Source organism: Lipingzhangella halophila, assembly GCF_014203805.1.
GTDB lineage: Bacteria > Actinomycetota > Actinomycetes > Streptosporangiales > Streptosporangiaceae > Lipingzhangella > Lipingzhangella halophila.
On sequence record NZ_JACHJT010000001.1, the window covers coordinates 2,361,985 to 2,380,734 of the forward strand.

Annotated in this window: 12 protein-coding genes; 4 read left to right on the forward strand and 8 right to left on the reverse strand. The window is 65.6% G+C overall.

Annotated features, from left to right (window positions below):
* Positions 1-40: 40 nt before the first annotated feature.
* Positions 41-238: a hypothetical protein gene (locus tag F4561_RS10685; RefSeq protein WP_184577428.1), complete on the forward strand. Its 198-nt coding sequence runs from the start codon at positions 41-43 to the stop codon at positions 236-238.
* 24 nt (positions 239-262) lie between these two features.
* Here F4561_RS10685 and F4561_RS10690 read toward each other — a convergent pair whose 3' ends face one another.
* The gene (locus F4561_RS10690; protein WP_184577431.1) at positions 263-571 is read right to left on the reverse strand and encodes a hypothetical protein; all 309 of its coding nucleotides are present in this window, start codon (positions 569-571) and stop codon (positions 263-265) included.
* Positions 572-1,169: 598 nt separating this feature from the next.
* Positions 1,170-1,313 (reverse strand): hypothetical protein, encoded by a 144-nt coding sequence (locus F4561_RS10695; protein WP_184577434.1) that lies wholly within the window; start codon positions 1,311-1,313, stop codon positions 1,170-1,172.
* A 457-nt stretch (positions 1,314-1,770) separates the two neighbouring features.
* Here F4561_RS10695 and F4561_RS10700 point away from each other — a divergent pair, with 457 nt between their 5' ends.
* From F4561_RS10700 to F4561_RS10710, 3 genes are all read left to right on the forward strand, one after another.
* Positions 1,771-1,998: a hypothetical protein gene (locus F4561_RS10700; RefSeq protein ID WP_184577437.1), complete on the forward strand. Its 228-nt coding sequence runs from the start codon at positions 1,771-1,773 to the stop codon at positions 1,996-1,998.
* Positions 1,999-2,208: 210 nt separating this feature from the next.
* Positions 2,209-2,739, forward strand: coding sequence for an RNA polymerase sigma factor (locus F4561_RS10705; RefSeq protein WP_184577440.1), 531 nt, complete (start codon positions 2,209-2,211; stop codon positions 2,737-2,739).
* On the forward strand, positions 2,736-2,906 hold the full coding sequence (locus F4561_RS10710; RefSeq protein ID WP_184577444.1) for a hypothetical protein: 171 nt from the start codon (positions 2,736-2,738) through the stop codon (positions 2,904-2,906). Before F4561_RS10705 ends, F4561_RS10710 begins: the two co-directional genes overlap by 4 nt.
* 455 nt (positions 2,907-3,361) lie before the next feature.
* Here the strand turns inward: F4561_RS10710 and F4561_RS10715 are convergent, their stop codons facing one another.
* From F4561_RS10715 to F4561_RS10740, 6 genes are all read right to left on the reverse strand, one after another.
* Complete coding sequence (locus F4561_RS10715; protein WP_184577447.1) at positions 3,362-4,507, reverse strand: hypothetical protein; 1,146 nt, start codon at positions 4,505-4,507, stop codon at positions 3,362-3,364.
* A gap of 1,888 nt (positions 4,508-6,395) precedes the next feature.
* On the reverse strand, positions 6,396-10,280 hold the full coding sequence (gene cas3g / locus F4561_RS10720; protein WP_184583469.1) for a type I-G CRISPR-associated helicase/endonuclease Cas3g: 3,885 nt from the start codon (positions 10,278-10,280) through the stop codon (positions 6,396-6,398).
* Between the two features lie 2 nt (positions 10,281-10,282).
* Positions 10,283-11,686 carry a type I-G CRISPR-associated protein Csb2 gene (csb2, locus tag F4561_RS10725; RefSeq protein ID WP_184577450.1) on the reverse strand — a complete coding sequence of 468 codons (1,404 nt, stop codon included), beginning with the start codon at positions 11,684-11,686 and terminating at the stop codon, positions 10,283-10,285.
* A gap of 3 nt (positions 11,687-11,689) precedes the next feature.
* Positions 11,690-12,862, reverse strand: coding sequence for a type I-G CRISPR-associated RAMP protein Csb1/Cas7g (gene cas7g, locus F4561_RS10730; RefSeq protein ID WP_184577452.1), 1,173 nt, complete (start codon positions 12,860-12,862; stop codon positions 11,690-11,692).
* Between the two features lie 3,081 nt (positions 12,863-15,943).
* A complete protein-coding gene (locus F4561_RS10735) occupies positions 15,944-16,498 on the reverse strand; it encodes a transposase (protein WP_184577454.1) in 555 nt (184 codons plus the stop codon).
* A gap of 17 nt (positions 16,499-16,515) precedes the next feature.
* Complete coding sequence (locus F4561_RS10740) at positions 16,516-17,025, reverse strand: winged helix-turn-helix domain-containing protein (RefSeq protein ID WP_184577457.1); 510 nt, start codon at positions 17,023-17,025, stop codon at positions 16,516-16,518.
* Between the last annotated feature and the right edge of the window lie 1,725 nt (positions 17,026-18,750).

An 18,750-nucleotide genomic window follows, 5' to 3' on the forward strand; every position in this document is an offset into this window, starting at 1 on the left:
CCTCGAGTATCACGCTGCCGCTTCCGCGCAGATCCCCGGCTTGCCCGCGGCTGCCTACATTGCGTTGGTCGAGCGGCTGGTTGCCGTGAAGCGCGACCCGTACGCGGACACGTTCGCTGACACTCTGGATGATCCGGCGCTGCGGTCAGCAGACTTCGGTGAGTACGGGTTGGTGGCGTTCTATGTCGACAATGGTGAGCGCCGCGTGACGGTGTACAACGTCACCTGGACCGGATGAGTCGTCCTTAGCCTCCTCTAGCCGTCAGGTGCCTTGGTTGTCGGCCCAACCTCGACAGACCTTGCCGTCGCGGTCCCGGTGCTTCTTCGGGAGAAACCGGTCAGTCTCACCCACCCGCTGGTCGCAGTACCGGCAGCGGATACCGGTCCGGCGCTTGCTCTCCTCGATAGTGGCCCCCGACGGGCGGGATCCTTCTTCGGGGTCGGCGCCCTCGCACACTTTCAACCGGTAGCCGAAGAACTCGGTCTCGTTGATGTAGTGCTTGGTGCGCAGCCCGTTCTTCAGGCGGGGAACCTGCCGATCACAGATGGGGCATAGGCGTGAGGTGGCCACGGCACTCCTCGTGGATCGTGGGGAGATTCCGCGTCAGTTTCCCAACGTGCTCGGGTTTCTACGCTGAGGCGCTATCGCTGCGATTGTCGTATCGTCAGTGGCCCGTTAAGGGCAGAGCATGGCCAGCAACAGGGTCCCTACGATGAGGATGATCACGGTGTCGGGCCAGTCGGAGAACTGACCTGAGAAGTTACGAGCAGGCACCACATGCCTCACAACACACAGGGGGGAAGAGTGGTGACCATCATTTCCGACACAATCGGCGTTTTCATGGTTTTCCCCAGAAACGTTCATGGCCTCGGCTGATACCGGCCTGTCGCCCGAAGCTTCAACACACAAACGTCAGGACTGTAAGTCCTGACGGAGCTCTCCCGCCCGGCCAGCCACCGCGGCCCTCTCCGACGGCCGCCTCACCGCGCAGCGCGCCTACCGCTGGCGAACCGGTGCGTAGCAGCGAGGACGGGTCGGCGTTGTCAACGCTGGTGGAGCATTCCAGGTGAAGCGGCAGTACAGGCGGCGACACTGGTGAGACGCCGTCGCGGGGGAGTAATCCTCGATCGACAACGGTGCGGTGTGCCCGCAGGCTGGGCACATTCACTCACGCTGGGGTCAGTTCGGAGCCGTGCTCGGGGGTGAGCTTCAGGTGGAATCGCATACTGCCCGGATCGGGACCGTTGGGGCAGCTACGTGAGCACAGGACGAGCACCGTGGATACGCCGGTCGAGGGGACGCCGACCGCCATTGCGATAGCGCCATGATCAGCGACATCGTGCTCCTCCGTACGGTCTCGTCTCTCGCGGGCACCTACATGGCGGCGTTCACGACGACACGGATCAGCATGAGCGTGACCTGTAACCGCACCCAGGTCGGTCCTCCACCCGGTTGTCGTCGCCAATGCCCACGCACACGACCAATAGCGCCGCCCTCCAATACAACCCACCACGGACATGGAATATGCGGTAACGACGCATGGCGACGGGTGTTACCGATAGAAGCAGGTGACGACGTTGCCGGGATGTTCTCCTCAGCGAGAAGGCGTCGGGAAGAGCGACCACGAAGGCTGAGCTTGCGGAACCCGCCGCCCGCACACATGGTCCGGAGTTCGATTCCGTCCAGAGGGGCCCGTCACGTCTCGCGCGGAGCGCTCCCCATAAGGGCAAAGCCGAATTACGACTCTACCCACGAGTGAGGAGGACGCGATGGTTCTTTGGCAGGTGCTGGCGGCAGGGGTCATCGTTGAACTCGCGGGGTTGGCTGCGCTGTGGGTACGCGTTCAGGTCCGGGAACGCGAAAGACGACGCGAGATCGCGGCGCGCGTGGATATCGCCCAGGTAGTGGTCAGCGGCGGCCGAGTCACCGAGTACAACCCCCACCACGCGCAAGATCGAGGTCGAGGTCAACCCATCTGCGGAACGGCAGTGACGTAGACCACCCAAGTCGGCGTCACGAAATAGCGTTGAGCCGACCCATATGGATCAAGGGCAGATCAACGAAAGGGCTTTGCCGAAGTGGGATTCGGAGCATGGATCGGTGAGTGGATCTTTGGCCTGTGTCGCGTCTTCTTCGCGATTGCGGATGGACGGCCGCCTTGCTGAGCGACCGATCAGGAAAGATCCGCCACGTGAAATGGAGACTCCATGCCGCCCATGGACGGAGATCTGCCCCTTGCCATGACACCAGACCGGCTTGAGGAAGCCGCGAAGATGGCTGGCCCCTTGCACATCTTCGAAGGAGGGACCTACCAGGACGCAGAGAACGCGGTCTTCCACGCCGTCACTGAGCTGTGGAAATACGAGAAGAAGAACCCGGAATCAGTCCGACACCCTAAGGCGTGGATGTGGACCGTAGCCCGGCGGCATCTGCGTCACAACCTGGAAAAAGTCCGGGCTGAACTGGTCACCGACCAGCTTCCAGACCAGGTTGATCAGGAAGAGGTACGCCCCGAGGAGGTGCTCGCCCGTAAAGAGGCCACACGCCGGGCACACGGACTGGTGACTCAGCTCCCGGCGGGTGAGCGGGCGGCGGTGTTCTTGAGGCACTTCGCGGAAATGGACACCTGCGAGATCGCCAAGGCTCTACACATCGGCGAGGAGGCGGTACGTGCCCGGTTGAGCCGCGGGCACCGCACACTCAAGAAGTCCCTGAATGAGGGAGGCGCCAGTCTATGACCAGTGAACCCCTGCAGGACGCTGATCTGGAAGCACTCTTCGCGGAAGCGTGCGTGGAGCTGACTTCCCAGTGGCGGGAGCGGCTGGTTCGCCGGCTCCACGCTGAGGCGGAGCAGAGGGATCCCACAGCACAAGAGGCTGTGGCTGCCTTCCTCATTCCGCGGTAGCCACCGCCGGCAGAAGTCGCCGCCGAGGTCATTGCCTCCTCGGCGGCGGTTCTAGTGTTCACAGCTATATCCCCACGCGTGTGGGGTTCTACAGACCCCTGGAGGGAGCCCTGGGCCGCGTCGCGATCTATCCCCACGCGTGTGGGGTCCATTTGCGCCTGACTACTAGGCGCATCACCGATCTATTCCCACGAGCGTGGGGAAGCGCGACCACAAGTGATAGTGCCCCAGAGCGCGACAGCACGCAAATCAGCCGTTCATCCGAGACGGGTGGCGGATAGATGATGATCGCGACAAGCGGACCCGCGAACACCACCGCGCACCGGCATCACCGTCGAGCGGTCGGATAGCGACTTACCCTGGCGTGGGCGGAGCGCACGGAATCCGTCAGCCCATCAACGTCGATGAACAGGGCTCACTCCCGCTCGCGCGGGGCGCACTAATGAGGGGTGTCACTACTCGGTGTCAGCGTCTTCGTCGTCGGCTTCAAGTTCCGAGTTGATCCACCGCAAGAGGGCTTGGGTGAGCAGCAGCGCCCGCAAAGCATGTGCCGGCTTCGACGCGCTCACCATGTGATGGGCCGACCCGTGGCGGCTATAGCCGGGCAGTCCACCCTTGTCTTCGTCCCACTTATTGAACGCGGTCTGGGTTCCCCCACCGATCAGATAAAGGCGAAGCTCTCCCAGTCGAGCATCTTCCAGGTTCTCAACGTCGCACTGGAAGTACTTCTGAGTCTGGGACCTCCACTTGTTTCCCAGATAAGAAGTGATCCACCCCATTACGGTGTCCGCCGCATTAGTTGCGGTGGCCTGGAGCGCAACGTAGGCCGGCTGGCGGCCCACCACACACGCTTCTTCGAGGACTTCGCGAAGGCCCACCGTGTCGGGGTGTGCGACGTTGGCGAGGGACTTCTCCACGTCCTCAATGACGTCGAGCGTGCGTTCCTGAAGAATCCGGTCACGCTCATCCATGTCCGCAGCATCAAGGAGTTCCATCACGATCTCAGCTCGGGGCGCCCACGCTAGCGATGTCCCATCTTCGTCGATGACACGGCGCAGTTCGTCGACGCGCTCCTTATCGTCAATCTCAACCAAGTTGGACGGAAGGAGGAGCTGGCGGATATCCGGGAACTTGCGGAGAAACCCTGACCAGTTGATGGTGCGACTGAGGCCGGCTATCGACTCCGTGAAGTCGGTGATCTCGCCGAGAGAGGAAGCCAGCGACGAGGATAGGAGCGACGACGGCAAGGAGGATTGGGCACGCAGCGCCTGACGGGTCACCTCCTGAAGTGGGTGTTCCTTTGGGGGGTACACCGCCTTGATTGTGTTGGCGAGCTGCTCTGCGTAACTGGCCTCAACGATCGGTCTGACCGCGACCATGGCTCGGTTCACCGCTTGAGCCATCGAGGACATGCCATTGGATTGGTAGATCGAGGAGAGTCCGGCGAAAGCTCCGGCTGTGTCGAGCGCAGCGCCGAGGTGGTTCTGGGCGGCGGCCTCGTTTATGATCTCGCCGCCGATTTCCCCGATCTCCTCGAAGTCGGGTTCGAGATCATCCGGGGTCTCGTCGGGGTCAGCTTCGTTGTGGTCGTCGTTGCTCACGGCCGCCATGCCTTTCGCTGGTCCGGGCTGTTGAGGGCAGGCTGCGGAGAGCGGGACCGTCCTGAGACCTACGAGGCCTTGTCTCCCTTATTGACTGAGGCGTCCAGCATGTCACCAAACCGATGCTTACGTGGGTATTCTTCGCGAACTCGTTCGAGCCGCCCCAATCTCATCCGATTTCCTCGGCAGGTTCCGTCGTCACGACGGCCAGGCAGGCGGCGCGGATCTCGTCGAGAAACACAACCCGGTCACCCCCCTGGTGGAGCCTGTCGAGTTGGCGCACACTGAGACGGCTCGCATCCCCACCGGAAGAAGATCCCCTCATGCTCCGCACGATGACCGCTGTATCCGCGCTCGTCCTACTCGTCGGATTGCTCTACCGCGGAGAGTGAACCGGGAGCCAACGGCGAACAGGCGGCCCCCGAGTCGGCATCGGAGTCCGAGCCGCTGGAGGCCAGCCCTGAGTCCGCGGATCCGCAGAGCGCCAGGCTGATATGCGACCAGCTGCGTCTGCGGGACTCCTACGAGGACTCCGACGATCCTGTTGATGCGGCGGAGGCGGCCACGGCCGAACTGGAGGCGGTCTCGGACGCTCTGGAGGATGATGCTGAGCCGGAGTTGCACGAGCTCGCCCAGGAGCATATGGGTGATTCGAGGGCTGCGGCCGATGCGATGGCGGATTGGTGCAAGGCGAACACGGAGCCGCTCACCGAGGATGAGCCGTGGTGATCTTCCTGCGCTACCTCCCAACGTCGAGCGCCCCTCGCAGGGCGTTGATGTTCGTCGTTGATCCGCCGTCGTAGGTCGTGACGCGTCTTTCAACGTGGACGCCCCTGTGGGGACGTTGATGCCGGTCGGCTTCACCGGCCTCCTCGTGCTCCATGCACCTTCAACGTGGACGCCTCCTTCGGAGACATTGAGACGTCGTCCCACATGTAGGCCATGCTCACGCCGCGGAACCTTCAATGTGGACATCTCCTTCGGAGACGTTGGAACGACTGCGATCCGGGGGCAGGCGCGGTCTATGAGCCTCCTTCAACGTGGAACGCCCTGTGAGGGGCGTTGGAACAGGCCCCGCGCAGAGGGCCGTCGTGCCGGCATCCGCCTTCAACGTGGAACGCCCTGTGAGGGGCGTTGGAACGCCGTGTGATCTGGGGAAACGACGTTTGGGACGGGACTCGTGCGTGAGATGCGCGCATGGAATGCCCGGTTTGTCACTGTTTGTGGTTGAGAACCTCCCCGGATCCGCGTGGCCACTGGAGGTTCCTAAGTGGGTTATCAAAGAGCAGGAAGCCAGTCTGACACGCTCCGTATGGCACCGACCGTCGGACGAAAACGGACCATCCTGGGCTACAGGGTGGGGTTCATAACCTTCCTCGGCGGATGAGGCAAGTCGAGGCCACTGGACGTGGACGTCTTCTGAGCTGAGCGGACGTTGGTGCAGCCTGGACGCGCGGCGCGTAGCAGTAGATGGCGGCCTTCAATGGGGACACCCCCTTCAGGGGTGTTGGAACCAGTCGCTGCCTGGTGGATGGTGGCGGTCCGCAACGTTCAACGTGGATGCCTCCTGCGGAGACGTTGGAACCACGATAGGCGCCGTCGACCTGCACAGCCTCGGACCTTCAATGTGGACGCCTCCTACAGAGGCGTTGGAACCCTTCGGGAACTACTGGATGCATGACCCCAAGTGCCTTCAATGTGGACGCCTCCTGCGGAGACGTTGAGACACCGCATGACCAGGCAAAACGGCCTACATGCCATGCTGTGCACCCATAGCACGCACGTGGATTGCCCTAGTCTGACGCTGTTTGTGCTTGGGAACCTCCCCGGGTCCACGTGACCGCTGGAGGTTCCCAACCCAGTTATCAAGAAACAGATCGCCAGTGTGTCAGGTGAGGCGGATCGGAGTCGGAGCGAGCACCCCCGCTGACTTACCTCCGGGAATCGGGCGGCGTTCGGCCGCACCAACCGTTACCACCCCCAACGGCGCGACACCGCTACGGTCGACGCCCAACCCCGGAGGCTCGTCCAACCCGTGCGGACGCAACTGGGGATGCTCAAGCAGCGCCTGAATCGCCCACAGGTCCAGCGGTTGACGCCATATCGGCCACACCATCACGCGGCGACGCCCGATCCGGTGCCACATGGTGGCCATAGACCGGGTTCCTGTACCGGTGAGACGTAGCAGCGGCGACGCCTGAGTGGCCAGCCAGGTCGCGCCCGGCACCCCGGAAGGGGTGGACTTACCGGTGGGGGTGTCGCCGGCGGTGCGAATCACCCGGTGATCCAGGTTCTCCCCGGTGAAGCCCCCGAGGCGGCGCCAACTGGTCAACGCCTGACGAATCCAATCCGGGTTCGAGCGCACCTCATCGAAGGGCTTCTTGAAGAACGTCGCCACCTTTTGCCCCCCGGCCGGCGCCATGTACGGGGTCACTTGGTCGGCGTTGCGTCGGGCGAGGTCGGTGATGATGACGCCGAGCCAGTCCTGCGCGCCAGCCTTGCGGGCCTCCTCGGCGGCAGCCGGAAGTTCGTCGGGGGGCACGCGTATCGGGTCTTTTCCGATGCCGATCTGGGGCGGCCAGGATGGGTCCACCTCGGGAAGCAACCCGCCGTCAGGGACAGCGTGGATGATGCTGGTCAACGCTTCCACGATGGCGTCGACGTTCTCCATTGGGCTGGTGAGGTGCGCGGTCGCGGTGGTGGGGTCGAAGCTCAACCACGCCGGGTGCCCTTCGTTGGTGAGGAGCCGCAGCACTCCGAGGGTGGTGAGGAATCCGAGTGGGTCGCGGCCGTCGAGGGCGGGCAACGCCACTGTGTGCACAGCCGCGACACCGCCTTGGACGCTCGGGGCCGGGATGGTTGGGGTTTCCTCGTGCGGGGGGGTGAGGGGCTGGTTGGCGGAGCACCAGATATCGGCGAGCCGCACGATTGTTTCCAGCAGCGCCAACCGCCACGGCCCATACGTCTCGGTGAGGCGAGCGAATCGTTGGGGAGCCTTCCAGTCGTGCGTCTCGTTGGTGGTTGCCGTCTCACCGCCGGGCAGTGTGACCGTGTGCGGGTTCGGGTCGGTGACCGCGGGCAGCAGGGGCCGGTTGCGGCCGTGGTGGGCGGCGATGAGGTGCACCACCAACTCGGTGTCCACGTCGTAGAAGTTGCGTTCCAGGTGGGTGGTGGCGAGCTGGGCGGACAGGGCCTCGTGACGCATCCCGCGCGGGTACCCGGAGGTGACGAGGGCTTGCCGGTAAGCGGTCCGGTCGCCGGGGGCGAGGGTGGATTTCGCCAACGCTGGGGTGTCGTCGAGGCCCGGTGCGGCGGTTCCGCGCAGCATGAACTGGAACCGGGGGTCGCGCTTTCCCTGGTCATGGTGTCGGGCGGCCAGCCACACCGCTCGCACCAGCCGCGGGTCGAGGTCGAGGTTGCGGGCGAACTCGGCCGCCTGGCGGGCGACCTCCCGCTGGTGCTGCTCAAGGTCACGGGTGACCTCTCCGGTGGAGGTGGAGACTTCATCCTCATCGCTGACGTAACCGCCGCCCCTGGTTGAGAGCACCACTCGTGGGGTCTCATCGTCCTCGACGAGGCGGTGGGCCACGAGCTGCTTTCGGGAACTGGCGGCGGCGAGACGCTGAAGGTTCGCATGCAACGCCTCCTGGTGCGTCACCACCCCCGTGTGCTCGCCGGCAGCGAGGAAGGCCTTCAGGTGGGGGACGTAGTCCTCAGCAAGCGGTTCGGCGTCCTGGTCTTCGTCGGCGACGGAGGTCGCCGCCATGAGCGTGTGCAGCTCGTCGCTGAGGTCTGGGGCGAGGCCGCACAGCCGCGGGTGCAGCCGCACCAGCGGCTGGTCGCGGCGCGGGGCCACGTCGGCAACATCGACTACCGGAACTGTGGAGTGCGGGGCCCACCCGAACCGGTCGTAGCCCCCACGGCCAGCGGGCACAACAACGACGTCGCCGGGCCGCACATCGGCCGCGGTGACGGCCTCGATGCCGTCGCGCCCCCGGTAACGCAACACCTGGAGTGTGTTCCCGTTGGCGTCATCGTCGGTGGTGGTGCCTTCAACGTCGGCCACGTTCCCAGCCGCATCAGGTTGCTGGTGGGCCCAGTAGCGGAACGCCGACACCGACAACTGCAGCATCTCCGCGGCCGCCGGTGGCACCACCCGCAACGTTTCCGCGCCGACGCCGTCGAGGTTGTCGTTGGTGACGTCGTCACGCCACACCAACTGCACGTCCCCACCGCCAGTTTCGCGACCGTGCAGGTAGGGCGCGACCGGCGGGTCGGGCACGGGGGTAGGGCTGGTGCGTTGCCACGCCTGCCAAGTGTGAGGCCACAGCACCGGCGGGGCACGATACGGCTCACGCACCCGATCGCGGTCCTCACTGGACAGGGAAGCGAGGAGGTCCCGCAGCGCAAGCGGGGAGGCCGGCCTGCTCTGCGGGAGCGCATCGCAGGTGAACCGGGCCCGGCCCGTCGGGTACAGCACCTCGCATTCACGAGAGAGGACCTGCCACGTGGCGTTGCGCGCCGGCCCGTACACGGGGTCGTCGTCATCCGTCTTGGGGTCATGCACGATGACCGCCCGCGCCACCCACACCCGATCAGACGGTCGCAGTTCTGCGGCGCGTGCTAGCCGTCCCAGCCGTTGGGTGAGCGCGGTCAACGACGCCGATTCCGACACCAACACGTCGGCGTCGATGTTCGCTCCGACCTCGACCGTCTGGGTGGCCACCACGTGCATCGCACCCTGACCGGGGTCGGGGGTGCGGCCCAACCGCATGCGCGGGTAGTAGGTAGCGATCAGATGGTCACGGTCAACGGGGCGGATCTTCCCCGTCAACAACACCCGGTCCTCCTCGGCGACGCCCTGGGCGGCTAATGCGTCGAACACGGCCCGGGCGTGGGCGACGGTGTTGCACACCGTCAGTACCACCTCACCGTCTCGGGCGAGCCCGCGCGACCACCCGGCGAGCTGGTCCACCACCACCTTGTTCGTCTTGGGTTCCACCAGGTGGACCCGGCGTGGGGTGCGCAACCGGGCACGTCCAATGGGGTGTTCCTCGTCGGCACGTGAAGTGGCGTGCACCTGGGCCGTGTCATCGAGAGGAACGGTGGCGGACAGCGCCATCAACCGGGGTCGCGCCAGCGGGTCGTCCTCTTCCTCAGTGGTGAGGGTGCGCACGGTCTCCAACAAGGCTTGGGACAGGTGAGCCTCATCCAGCAGGATCAGGCTGTCGGTGCCCACCAAGGCCGCGTCGATGGGGCGCAGGTTGGGGCTGGTGCCGTACCCGCGCATGAGCAGGCGGCTGCCGATCTGGTCGACGGTGCCGACCACAATCGCGTGTCGATCGGGCCGGTCAAGCCACCGCCACGACCAGGTGGTGCCGCCACGCATGCGGGTGACGTCCACCGGTGACTGGTCGTGTGCGTCATGCGGCAGGTGAAGCCGGTGGGCGACCGTGCCCACTACGGGCTCTGGGTACTGGTCGGCATGTGCCAGGGCGTGGGCGAGTCGCTGGGCGTGGTCATAGGCTTCGTCAACGACGAGACGCCGGTCGACCACGAAGAATACCCGCCGGCGCGCGGCCGGTGCGCCGGCCGCGGCGGCGAACACGGCGATGTCGAGCACGCTCGTCTTCCCCAGAGCGGTGGGCACGTCTACCGCGTCGGGCCACTCTTGGCCGTCGAGGACCCGTTGGAGGAGGGACTGCTGCCAGGGGAACGGCTCATGGGAATGGATGGCGGTGTAGAACCGGGTGAAGGCATCCACATCCAACATGGTCACTGGTCCACCTCCCCGTCGGTGTCGAACTGTGGGGCGAACAGGCCGAGCCCGAGGTAACGCATGGACCCGGCCAGGACCGGCCCCTTCACGGGGGTGTCGAAGACGACCCGGGCGTGCACGAGGCGGCGGCGGGGACGGTTGGGTGGGAACGTGCCCTTGGTGGGGTAGCGCAGCCCTCCGGCCACCAGCGGTGCGTGGGAGACCACGACCCCTGACGGTTCGGGGTAGCCGGCGGTGACCAGGGACTGGGCGATGTGGGGCCGCAGGTCGGTGTCGCGTCGGGTGAAGCGGTCCAACATCACCGGGGTGACGGTGGACCACCGACGGACGCCGGCCTGCCCCCCGGTCCAGAACGTGTGCCGCATCCTGTTGGGGGTCGTGGGCCACGGCTCGAAGGTCACCGGAACCTCATGGCCTCCGGGCAGCAGCAACGTGTGCTCACCGGGGGCGGCGATGGCGGTGTGCAGCTGTGCTGACGCCTCCGGCGACAGATCGTTGGGCACCCCCAGCGCCACCCCGACGAGGTGCCCACGGGCGTGCTCATGGGCGGCGTCGACGAGCCCGAGGTAGGCCACATGGCGCTGCCCATCATTGGCATGCCCGGTGATCTGCGGCGCGGCCTCATCCCCGATACGTGAGAGGACGAGCTGCCGCAGGGTTTGCGTCATCACCAGCAGCTCCCCGCCGTCCGGACGCACCGCGCGTGGGGGGAACCGCAGCACCATCAGCCGCTCGAACGGACCCCGCACCCCCGACGACGCGGGCGACGGGGTGGGGTGGTCAAGTGCGTAGGCAACGGTGCGGGCTTCCTCCCAGGCCCTGCGGTCCTCCTCGAAGGCGGCGTCCAGCGCGTCCACATAACCCCGATACGGCACCCGCAGCTCGGCATCGGACGTGGCGTCCAGGCTGGTGGGGCGCCACACCTGCCAGCTGTTACGTGGTTTGGGGGAGGTGTGGGCCCGCATCGCCACCGACGTCGTAGCTCGGCCCAGGTAGGGCACCCGCCACGCCAAGTCCCCCAACGCCTCCACCACGTCCGGGGCGGCGTCGGTGTCGGGCCACACGAACGCGAACTCGCCCTCGGCGGGGATCGCTGCGGCGCGGCGGCGCTCCACGCTGGTGCGGCCGGGCCAGAACTGGCTGCCCCCTTTGGTCTCGGTGCGGTTGGTCACCACGAACCCGTTCGTGACCAGCTCCTCGATCGTTTCCGGGGCCCACACCTGCGGCGGTGGCTGCTGCTCCAACCACCGCAGCACCTGCCGGTCGCCGTCGCCAGCCGCGGCCACCAACGCGCAGAACAACCGCGCCGGGTGGGGAGGCCACTCGGCTATGTCCGCGCCACGTACCGACGACGCGTCATAGCGGCCCTCGCGCAGGCGCACATCGATCGCCAACGCCACCGGTTACTCCTCCCCGGCTTCGTCGGCCTGGGCGCGGGTGGTGGCGTACTCGATCGCGTTGGCCAACCCGGCGGTCGGGGTGAGTTCGATGGTGTCCTGCGCCATGACGATGCCGGCCTCCGCGGTGCGGTCCCGTAGCGCGTGGAACGCCGCGATCGCCTCATCAGCGCTCACCTGGAGCGGGTTCACTTCGCCGGTGGCGCGTTCGAACCCGATGGTGTCGGTGGTGCGCACCAGGTCGCATCCGGACCGCAGCCACACTGAGGGGTGGTCGAACGCGAGCCGGTCCCCGGCCACGGCCATGGCCGCCAGTGTCGCTCGCGCCAGCCACGCCGTCTCGCGTGGGGCGTCGCCGAACCGCAGCCGCTGCAGCCCCGACAGCGACAACCACCCGGACCGGTCAGCCCGGGTGATGGAGACGCCCCCGTGGTCCAGGGAAGGGGCGATGTTGCTGTGCCCGAGCTCGCTGAGCTTCGCGCCCTTCTTCTTGGCCTCACCTGTGGCCGAGAACTCCCAGTCGCCCTCGGTGACGGCGGAATCCTTAACCGCCCCGGTCAGGTTGAACGGGTCCATCTTTCCGCCCGCGCGCTGGCCGATCTGGGGGTCCCACCCGATCATGGAGGAGGAGAACACCCGGGGGAATTTCACCGACCGGCCCTTTCGATGGGAGTCCCAAGACCCAAACACCAGCGACTCCGGGGACCGTTCGAACAACGGCCGCACGTCGTTACTGGTGGTCTCGCGGAGCCGGGCGCCCGGGGTGGTTTTGGCGAACAGCACCCCATCGAGCTCGGAATCACGCAGGTAGGCGTCCGCGAACCGGTGTGGAAACTCCAACGAAGTCAACCGGCGCTCCCCATCGGTGGTGGAAGCGCGCAGGACGAACAACGGCAAACGGATGCGGCCTTCGTCGCGAGCTTCCAGCAACGCAGCTTCGACCCGATTGGCCTGGCTCGCGGGCTGATCGAGCACCACCACCTCGCGGGGCTCGGACTCGCCTGGCACGTGGCGCTTTTCGTAGAGGTACCGCGACGGCCCGTCGACGGGGAACGTCGGGGGATACACCTTGCCGTCGTCGGGTGCGCGCCAACGTGAGGACATCACGACACCAGCTGCCGACCGGTTGGGACCGACTTCGTCGAGCAACGCCGTGGCCAGCTCATTCAAGTGCGCCATTGCACTCCAATCCGTATGACGTAGATGTCGAGAAGGGGGTGCAAACCGTAGCGGGAGTCACCGACAGAACGCGGACACAATCAGTAAAAGCCCCCCCGGGTTCGACGGTGGCCGCCTCTGGCCACTCCGCAGGTGGCCTGTCCATCTCGGCCGGGAATGAGTGACTGTGGTCCGTGTTCGTCCTGTGGAGTGCGTGACACACTGGTGGTCTGTTTCTTGATAACCGGTTGGGAACCCCGAGTGGTCATGTGGGGCCGGGGAGGTTCTCAACCACAAATGGTGACGAACCGGGACAGTTCGCGCTCATACTCTGCACGCGAAACCCACCCCAAACGCCGTTTCCCCAGCCCACACGGCGTCACAACGCCTCTGCAGAAGGCGTCCACGTTGAAGGCACCATGCGTCGAACTCGGCGGGACGGTAGCGCAGGTCACAACGCCTCTGCAGAAGGCGTCCACGTTGAAGGACGACTACAGGGGGTGCCGCTGTGCGCGACACCCAGGTCTCAACGCCTTTGCAGGAGGCGTCCACGTTGAAGGTGCGACCCCGGCGACCCGCGCGCCCGAGAGATCGAGCAGCAACGTCTCCGCAGGGGACGTCCACGTTGAAGGGTGCAGGTCCATGTGTCCACCACGTCGGGCTTCACGCATCAACGCCTCCGTAGGAGGCGTCCACGTTGAAGGGCGGCGGATGCCGTCGCGCACCAGGCCGAGCATGGCGCAGCAACGTCTCCTCAGGGGGCGTCCACGTTGAAGGGATCGTCCGCGTACGAGCCCGGATGGTCCGTTTTCGTTCGACGGTCGGTGTCATACGGAGCGTGTCAGACTGGCTTCCTGCTCTTTGATAACCGCTTAGGAACCTCCAGTACTCACGTCGAGCCGGGGAGGGTCCTCAACCACAAACGGCGGCAAACCGGGATAACCCACACCCACGCGTTGGGCTCGGTACCCACCACAATCGTCGTTTCCCCTGTTCATGCGCCGCTCCAACGCCCTACCGAGGGCGTTCCACGTTGAAGGTCCGGGGACGGGCACACCATCCTTGCCAACCGCGGCGGTTCCAGCGCCCTCCGCGGGGCGTCCCAAGTTGAAGGAAGTCGGCTGATGTGGTGGGCCGCATCTCGGTGGAATTCGAACGCCTCCGTAGGAGGCGTCAACGTTGAAGGACCGCCGCGCTTGCGGCCGGGGACGGCGACTACTTGTTCCAACGCCTCCGCAGGGGCGTCCACATTGAAGGCCGCGCTTCGCGCTCGCGACGCCTGGAATGGTCCGGCAGCAACGCCCTCACAGGGGGCGTCCACGTTGAAGGTCCAGGCACGCCTCGTCCAACGGGAACCGCGCGGATGCAGCAACGTCCCCACCGCAGGGGACGTCCACGTTGAAGGTCAGCCATCCTGCGCGCCCTCATCGGTGATGAGCGCGCAGCAACGTCTCCGCAGGAGGCGTCCACGTTGAAGGTCCGACCTCGTGTCCGACGTCAAATCCACGCTGAAGCAGCAACGTCCCCACCGGGGACGTCCACGTTGAAGCTTGAAGTCCGATCGCCTCGATCAGGGAGAGCACATCGGTTCCAACGCCCCTGAAGAGGGCGTCCACGTTGAAGGGCGAAGATCGCCAAGGAGGGCGCGAAGGAACGCAAGTTCCAACGCCCCCGACGGGGGCGTCCACGTTGAAGGGAGCCGACCTGGATGTGCTGGGATCCCGATCAGCGGGGTTCCAACGCCCCTCGCAGGGCGTTCCACGTTGAAGGTCGGTTCAAATGTCGACCAGCTCAGTGCGCCCGATGTTCCAACGTCCCCGCAAGGGGCGTCCACGTTGAAGGTGGGCTGACCGGAGCGCGACTCTGCGCGGTCTGGTGTTCCAACGCCCCTCACGGGGCGTTCCACATTGAAGGTCCGTGAGCGTCACACCGTCGACCAGTTCGCAGATGCATCAACGTCCCGTCTCCAGTCGACGGCCAGTCCTACGGGGCGTGACAGACTGGACCCGGGCTCATTGACAACCGGCTTAGGAACCTCTATTGGTCATGTGGGCCCGGGGAGGTTCCCAAGCACAAACAGTGACGAATTGGGACAACACACGCGCGCGGCATGGGTGTACAGCACGACCCTCACGCCGTTTCCCCTGGTCACACAGCGCAGCAACGTCTCCGAAGGAGACGTCCACATTGAAGGACGATCGGCGGCGGGGTGGTGCCGGTGCGCCGCGCGTGGCAGCAACGTCTCCGAAGGAGACGTCCACATTGAAGGGAGAATGGCAAGGTGGCTACCGCCATTCGCGGCATGGCAGCAACGTCTCCGTAGGAGGCGTCCACATTGAAGGACTCTGCCCGTCCTCGGGATGGGCTACATCGCCACCGCAGCAACGTCCCCGCAGGGGACGTCCACATTGAAGTTCGGATCGGGGGACCAAGAAGAAAGAGATCGAGTCGCAGCGACGTCCCCGCAAGGGACGTCCACATTGAAGGATCACGTGGGTCATCGACAACGGCCCCACATTCGTGTTCCAACGCCTCCTAAGGGGGCGTCCACGTTGAAGCGTGATGGCGAGCGCATGGCGCCCGCCTTCGGCAGCGCACCAATGTCCCCAAGGGGCGTCCACGTTGAAGGCGCGAGGTCGCGATGACCATGTGGCTGGCGGGTGAGGTTTCAACGTCTCCGTAGGAGACGTCCACGTTGAAGGGGGCGGCACGCGTAGATGGCGGGGCAGGATCAGGCCGCAGCAACGTCTCCGTAGGAGACGTCCACGTTGAAGGAACCCCGGCTCCGAGCTGGAGCACGCCTGGGTGGCCGCAGCAACGTTCCCACCGGGAACGTCCACATTGAAGGCCGCGCCGTAACATCCCGACTGGCCACCCGCTCCGGGCAGCAACATCTCCTCAAGGGACGTCCACGTTGAAGGTTGACGGAGGTCCCGGACGGGCCGGGGAATTGGCGCAGCAACGTCTCCTCAGGGGGCGTCCACGTTGAAGGGATCGTCCGCGTACGAGCCCGGATGGTCCATTTCAGCCGACGGCCAGTGTCCTATGGGGCGTGTCAGACTGGCTTCCTGCTTTTTGATAACCCGCTTACTGATCTTTTCATTAGTCGGGTGGGGTTTGGTGGTGGATTTCCAGGCCGGTGTGGGCCAGGAAGGACCAGGGGAGGTGCTCGTTGGCGCAGATGCGGGTGATGCCGGCCTCGGTGGCATCGGCGACCTCGCCGAGGTGGTCGCCAGCGAAGTTGGCCAGCTCGCGAGTTTTGAGGGCCGACCACAGCATCTCGACCGGGTTGAGCTCGGGCGCATAGGCGGGCAGGCGTTCCACGGTGAGCCAGTCCTGGGTGGCGATCCAGTCGCGCATGGCCCAGCTCCAGTGCGCGCCGAGTCCGTCCCAGATCAGCACCACGGGCTCACCTTCATAGAAGGCTTTGACCTCCTCCAGCACCCCGATCAGCGCGGCGGTGTCATAGCTGCCGGGCTTGAGATGGAAGCACAGCCGCGCACCGCGCTCGGCCTCGGTGCTGGGATAGCCCAGGGCCGCGGCCATCGAGGCCGTTTTCCAGTTCAGCCGGTGGGCCAGGGTAGGGGTGCACCCGCGGGGGGCGTAGGTGCGCCGCACCTGGGGGCGCAGCGAAATACCAGATTCGTCGAAGAACACGATCCATGCCCGGTTTTCTACGGCCCCCTTTTGATCCGCGGCCACTCGTGGGCGACCCAGCGCGCGATCGCGGCCTCGTCGCGTTCAACGGCTCGGCGTTCGGGCCGCTGCAGGCTCCAGCCCAACCGCACCGTGAGCAGCCGCCACACCGAGGCCCGCGCCAACACCACCCCCGTCACCGCGGCCACCACTCGGCTGACCCGCTCCAGGGTCCACAGATCCGACTCGAAGCCGTGGGCCTGAGCCCCCTGCTCCAACGCGGTGCGCACCCGCTCCACCTGGGCATCATCGAGTTTGGACGGGCGGCCGCTGGCCACACGCCGCCGCAGCGCCGCGGTGCCGCCCCGCTCGATGCGGCGCTTCCAGCGCCGCACACTCTCGGGCGAGACGCCTACCATCCGCGCCACCTCGGCCTGGGAGCAGCCCTGCTCCAGCAACTCGGCCGCACGCATCCGCCGCGCCTCGGCCGTCTGCGGTCGTGTCAACGGGGGCACATCAGCAGCATCACGCTCAACCATGGGGGGCATGCCGCGATGATCGCAGACCACCCACCCGCCCCACCCGACTAATGAAAAGATCAGTAGGAGCCTCCAGTGGTCACGTGGGGCCGGGGAGGTTCTCAACCACAAACGGTGATGAACCGGGCATTTCATGCGCGCATCTCACGCACGAGTCCCGTCCCAAACGTCGTTTCCCCAGATCACACGGCGTTCCAACGCCCCTTCAGGGTGTTCCACGTTGAAGGCTGAACCTGCCCGAGGGCCAGACCGGGTCCTACGGTTCCAACGCCCCTCGCAGGGCGTTCCACGTGAAGGACCGTGTCCGGGTCCGCCGCCCGCCGCGTCACCATCGTTCCAACGCCCCGCGAGGGGCGTTCCACGTTGAAGGGCCTTCAACCGCGTCGGAGTACCAGCCAGTGAGCAAGCCTCAATATTCCTTCGGGAGCGTCCACGTTGAAGGTTCCAGCACACGAATAGGAACGGTGAGCCCAACCTGCAGCAACGCTCTCGGTGAGGGCGTCCACGTTGAAGGTTGGTGCAAGCACCAGAGTCCGCCGCCGCTCTGATGTTCCAACGCTCCTGTGGGAGTGTCCACGTTGAAGGGCAGCCATCGTCATCTGGCTCGTCCAAGCCCCCGAGCAGCAACGTTCCCACAGGGGACGTCCACATTGAAGGCGCGTCATCGAGGACGTGGGCAGTTCGGAGACCGAGCAGCAACGTCTCCGCAGGGGACGTCCACGTTGAAGGATCGGCGGATTGGTCGACGGCGGCGAGGTGTCCGTAGTTCCAACGCCTCCGCAGGAGGCGTCCGAGTTGAAGGCTGTTCCAGACCGACAACCAATCCACTCGAAAGCCCGTTCTAACGCCCCTTCGGGGGCGCCCACGTTGAAGGCACAGCTCACACGCCAGGGTGGCAACCGAGCGGCGCGTTCCAATGCCTCGCGAGGGGCGCCCACGTTGAAGGGCCCTCGTTGAGCTGGTCAACACGGACGGCGTAGCGTCTCAACGTCTCCGCAGGGGACGTCCACGTTGAAGGTGGGTGGCCACGGACACGAACATGCCGGCCGCTCGGGCGGCAACGTTCCCGGAGGGGACGTCCACGTTGAAGGCACGGGTCTTGTGTGGAGTCGCGTTCGATCGCGTAGTCTCAACGTCTTCTCAGGAGACGTCCAAGTTGAAGGATGTTGGCGATCGACAGCTTCGATGGCGAGAACCGCGCAGCAACGTCCTCACAAGGGACGTCCGCATTGAAGGGACGACGGCCCTGACGAGATCACCGGCCCCCTCTGGCGGCAACGTCCCCGTAGGGGACGTCCACATTGAAGGATCCACCTGGGTGACCTGCACTACCGCAACATCTCGTCTCAATGTCGCCGCTGGGGACGTCCACGTTGAAGGAGGGCGTCCATGGACCGGTGCGGCCCGGACTTGCCGTTCCAACGCCTCTTCGAGGGCGTTCCACGTTGAAGGGTCAACTTCACGGGCAGGTTCAGCAGCTTCTGCGGCATCAACGTCTCCTCAGGAGACGTCCACGTTGAAGAACCTGCCGTCCGTGGCTGGCGGGCGAGTTCGGCTCGTAGCAACGTCCCCCGGGGAGCCACGTTGAAGGGTCTGGATGATGGTCAAGGCAGCCCCGAGCACACCGTTCCAACGCTCCTCACGGGGCGTTCCACGTTGAAGGGGCAAAGATTGGGCGATGTTCGTTACGGCTCCTATCGCTCCAACGCCCCACCGGGGGCGTTCCACGTTGAA